Here is a 4,517-nt window from a genome sequence, read left to right on the forward strand (position 1 = left end):
AATCCCAGATAAAATTTTAATCTCCACCGATTTCCTATCTCTCTTAAAAAGTTCCGCCATTCGTTCCTTTAATACTTCTATCGTCAGCTTCATATCCCCTATTTTTTACTTCCATATTTTTAAATCTTTCTTATCTTGACAGTCTCGTTTTAAGTATTAGAAATATTTATATAATTTTATAGTCATTTATTATTACATACTACAAAATTTTAAAATAGTGTTAAAAAGTGTGATAATTATGGAATACATTTATCCATTTACAGCAATTGTAGGACAGGAAAAGATGAAAAAAGCTTTAATTTTGAATGCAATAAATCCAAAAATTGGTGGAGTATTAATTAGAGGAGAAAAAGGAACTGCAAAATCAACTGCTGTTAGAGCATTGGCTGATTTACTTCCAGAGATTGAAGTTGTTGAAGGTTGTCCCTTTAACTGTGATCCTAATGGAGAACTATGTGACATTTGTAAAGAAAAGAAGAAAAAAGGAGAATTAAAAATAATAAAAAAGAAAATGAAAGTTGTAAATCTTCCGATAGGAGCAACAGAAGATAGAGTTATTGGAACTCTTGATATTGAAAAGGCAATAAAAGAAGGTATTAAAGCATTAGAGCCAGGAATTTTAGCAGAGGCAAATAGAAATATTCTATATATTGATGAGGTTAATTTACTCGATGATCATATAATAGATGTTTTATTAGACGCGGCGGCAATGGGTTGGAACATAATTGAAAGAGAAGGAGTTAAAATAAAACATCCTTCGAGGTTTATACTCGTTGGAACTATGAATCCCGAAGAGGGTGAGTTAAGGCCGCAAATATTAGATAGATTTGGACTAATGGTTGATGTTGAAGGATTAAACAATGTTAAAGATAGGGTAGAGGTTATAAAGAGAGTGGAAGAATTTAATAACAATCCTGAAGAGTTTTATAAAAAATTTGAAGAAGAGCAAAGAAAACTTAGGGAAAGAATAATCAAAGCCAGAGAGATTTTAAAGGATGTTGAAATTAGTGATGAACTTTTGGAATTTATATCTAAGGTTTGTATTGAGTTGGGGATTCAAACTAACAGGGCTGATATTACAGTAGTTAGAACTGCTAAGGCAATAGCGGCATACAATGGTAGGACAAAAGTTAATTTAGATGATGTTAAGGAGGCAATGGAGTTAGCATTGCCACATAGAATGAGAAGAAAACCATTTGAGCCACCACAATTAAATAAAGAAAAATTAGAACAGATGATTAACGAATTTAAAGAGCAACTAAATAATAATGAAAATAAAAATAATGAAAAAAATAATGAAGATGACTTAAAAAAAAACATGATGTAAATGATGATATAGAAGATTTTGAAGATTCAAATAATAGCAATAAAAATAATGAAAATAACAATGATAATGATAATGGAGAATTTGAAGAAACTTTTAACATAGATTACAACACTAAAATTAATCCAAATATAATAAAATTTAAAGTTAGAGATAACATTTACAGATATGGCTCTGGAAGACATATAAAAAGTTACAGTAAGAGAGGAAGATATATTAAATTTAAATATCCAAAAGGAAAAGTTACAGATATTGCATTTGATGCTACATTTAGGAAGGCATCTATAAAACAGAAAGAGAGAAGAGAAAAATCTAAGAAAAAATTGGCTATATATTTAGAGAAAGAGGATTTAATGGAAAAAGTTAGAGAGAAAAAGATTTCATCATATATATTATTTGTTGTTGATGCCAGTGGTTCTATGGGAGCAATGAGAAGAATGGAGGCGGCAAAAGGGGCTATAGTTTCTTTACTCTTAGATGCCTATCAAAAGAGAAATAAAATAGGAATGATTGCATTTAGAAAGGATAAAGCTGAGTTAATTTTACCATTTACGTCTTCTGTGGAACTTGGAGAGAAACTATTAAAGGATCTCCCTACTGGTGGAAAAACCCCATTAGCTGATGCATTTGTTAAGAGCTATGAAGTTTTTGATAAAGAATTAAGAAAAAATCCAAATATTATTCCAATTATGATAGTAATAAGTGACTTTAAGCCAAATGTTGCTATAAGTAAAGATTACATCAAAGAAGTTTTTGATGCTTGTGAAAAAATTGCTGAAAGAGGAATTAATGTTGTATTAATTGATACTGAACCACAGTCATTTATAAAAATTGGTATTGGTAAAGAACTTGCAGATAGATTTGGCTTTAAATATTACAAAATAGATGATTTAAGTAAAGATACAATAGTAAATATATGTAAAGATCTTTTAAATTAAAAATTAACCTTTATAAATTCCATTTATAACCATAAGTTCCTCAAAAGGTACTTTTAAAGTATCTACTTTTTTAACATAAAAACCAAGAGATTTTAATTTATCAACTGTTTCTTTTTCACCAGTTAATGAACTTTGAAGTATTTGAACAACTCCATTTTTCTTTATGTAGTTTGGCAATTCATCAATAAATCTATCTAAAATTTCTCTTCCACTTTTTCCTCCATCAAATGCATAATTTAAATAACTGTCTATCTTATCATCTTCGGATGTTGGTAAATATGGAGGATTAAAAAGTATTACATCAAACTTTCCTTTGACATTTTCAAACAAATCACTTTTAAAAACTATAATATCAACATTATTTAGTTTAGCATTTTCTTTCGCTATTTCTATGGCGTAAGGATTTATATCAACGCCAACAACAACCTTTTTAGCCCCTCTTTTTGCACAGGCTATAGATATCAATCCAGTGCCTACTCCAATCTCTAAAACTTCTTTATTTTTAACATCTACAAGATTTTTTAATAATAATATAGAATCTTCAGATGGTTCATAAACTTCTGGATGTAATTTTATTTTAATCCCCTCTATATTTATGATCATCTTCTCCTACCCTGAATTTCTCCATTTATTACCTTTTTACAAACATCTACGATTTCACTTATATTATAAATTTTTATATCTGCTACTTCGAGAGCTTTTTTTGACACATTTCCATTTTGTAAGGTTACCACAGCTAAATCACTCTCAATCATCGCTGGAACATCATTAGCCCCATCTCCAACCATTATTGTAAAGTAACCTTCTTTTTTTAAATTTACTATTAAATCTCTTTTTTGTTTCTGATGAGCCTCTGCCATAATGTATTTTTCGTCAAGATTAATAATTTCAGCCAATTTTTTTAAAAAACCTTTTCTATCTCCTGAGGCAATATATACTTTAATACCCATTTCTTTTAATTTTTTAATTGTATCTTTAACTTCCTTAAACAAACATCCAGCAGTTGCTATTGTATATTCAACCTCTCCAAGATATGTATCAATTATTAGAGCACTACCGTATCCTGTCTCTATATCATATTTTTTTAAAATGTTCAATGGTTCCTGCAAATCTTTAACTTTGGTTTTTCTATCTTTGTAAATTCCTTCTTTATTTATTGGAGGATTACAATAGGATATTCCAATATCAACCTCTTTCAATAAATCAGAGATTAACATTTCTGGATCTCTGTTATCTACTACTTTTAATGGATCCTCTTTAATTATAACCAATGCTCTACCTTTTTTTTCATCTACAATATCAACTGTTTGAACATTACATATAAATTTATTTTTTTTCACATCTTTAATAACTCTCATAATTTTTACAAGAGTTCCAGCACTATCAAAAACTACTGCTACTTTCATAACAATCCCATTTAAATAACCTTACAATTATCTAACATAATATAGATATGTAATTAATAGTATAAATAAAAAGTGTGATAGTATGAGAAAAAGTATTGTATTAATAACTACCATAATATTTACTGTGATGTTTTCAATGTGCATTAATAAAGAGGAGGGGAACTATATGGAAAATAAAACTATCAATGGAAAGGTTTTAATGGTTATCGCTCCAAAAGATTTTAGGGATGAAGAACTTTTTGAGCCAATGGCTGTATTTGAATCTAATGGTTTAAAGGTTGATGTAGTTTCTACTAAAAAAGGAGAATGTGTTGGAATGTTAGGTAGTAAAGTATATGTTAATAAGACTATATATGATATAAATAATATAGATGATTACGATGCAATAGTTATAGTAGGAGGAATAGGTTCAAAAGAATATTTATGGAACAATACAAAGTTAATAGAATTAGTTAAAGAATTCTATGATAAAGGTAAGGTAGTTGCAGCAATATGTTTATCTCCAGTTGTTTTAGCAAGAGCAGGAGTTTTAAAAGGTAAAAAAGCAACTGTATTTCCTGCACCAGAGGCTATAGAGGAGTTAAAAAAATATGGGGCTATTTATGAAGATAAAGGAGTTGTTGTTGATGGAAATGTAATAACTGCGAAATCTCCAGATTATGCAAGATTGTTTGGTTTGGAAGTTTTAAAAGCTATAGAGAGATTGTCAAGATAAGGATAAGAGGTAGTTATAGATGGAGGCGAAAGAATTAAGCCAGGAGATAATGGTAATAAATTTGAAATTATTAGGGAATCTATTATAGAAGGACTTAGTTTTTCGTTTAAGGAGGGAGAAGAAGCTTTCTACAC

Annotated in this window: 5 protein-coding genes and 2 pseudogenes; 3 read left to right on the forward strand and 4 right to left on the reverse strand. The window is 28.9% G+C overall.

Annotated elements, in window-relative coordinates:
- Positions 1-93: pseudogene (locus tag HZY31_RS00545) on the reverse strand (IS6 family transposase); the annotation flags it as partial.
- A gap of 145 nt (positions 94-238) precedes the next feature.
- On the opposite strand from HZY31_RS00545, the gene HZY31_RS00550 reads away from it, so the two are divergent.
- On the forward strand, positions 239-1,327 hold the full coding sequence (locus tag HZY31_RS00550) for an ATP-binding protein (protein ID WP_297317538.1): 1,089 nt from the start codon (positions 239-241) through the stop codon (positions 1,325-1,327).
- A 350-nt stretch (positions 1,328-1,677) separates the two neighbouring features.
- Positions 1,678-2,262: a vWA domain-containing protein gene (locus HZY31_RS00555; RefSeq protein WP_456374008.1), complete on the forward strand. Its 585-nt coding sequence runs from the start codon at positions 1,678-1,680 to the stop codon at positions 2,260-2,262.
- 3 nt (positions 2,263-2,265) lie between these two features.
- Here the strand turns inward: HZY31_RS00555 and HZY31_RS00560 are convergent, their stop codons facing one another.
- Together HZY31_RS00560 and HZY31_RS00565 are read right to left on the reverse strand one after the other, a co-directional pair.
- A complete protein-coding gene (locus tag HZY31_RS00560) occupies positions 2,266-2,865 on the reverse strand; it encodes a HemK2/MTQ2 family protein methyltransferase (protein ID WP_297317539.1) in 600 nt (199 codons plus the stop codon).
- Positions 2,862-3,668 (reverse strand): HAD family hydrolase, encoded by an 807-nt coding sequence (locus HZY31_RS00565; RefSeq protein WP_297317540.1) that lies wholly within the window; start codon positions 3,666-3,668, stop codon positions 2,862-2,864. The genes HZY31_RS00560 and HZY31_RS00565 overlap by 4 nt, the downstream gene beginning before the upstream one ends.
- 136 nt (positions 3,669-3,804) lie before the next feature.
- Between HZY31_RS00565 and HZY31_RS00570 the strand changes: the two genes are divergently transcribed.
- On the forward strand, positions 3,805-4,383 hold the full coding sequence (locus HZY31_RS00570; protein WP_463671210.1) for a DJ-1/PfpI/YhbO family deglycase/protease: 579 nt from the start codon (positions 3,805-3,807) through the stop codon (positions 4,381-4,383).
- Here the strand turns inward: HZY31_RS00570 and HZY31_RS00575 are convergent.
- Positions 4,375-4,517: pseudogene (locus tag HZY31_RS00575) on the reverse strand (IS6 family transposase); the annotation flags it as partial. The gene HZY31_RS00570 and the pseudogene HZY31_RS00575 overlap by 9 nt on opposite strands.

This window comes from Methanocaldococcus sp., assembly GCF_024490875.1.
Classification (GTDB): Archaea; AGJL01; Methanococci; order Methanococcales; family Methanocaldococcaceae; genus Methanocaldococcus.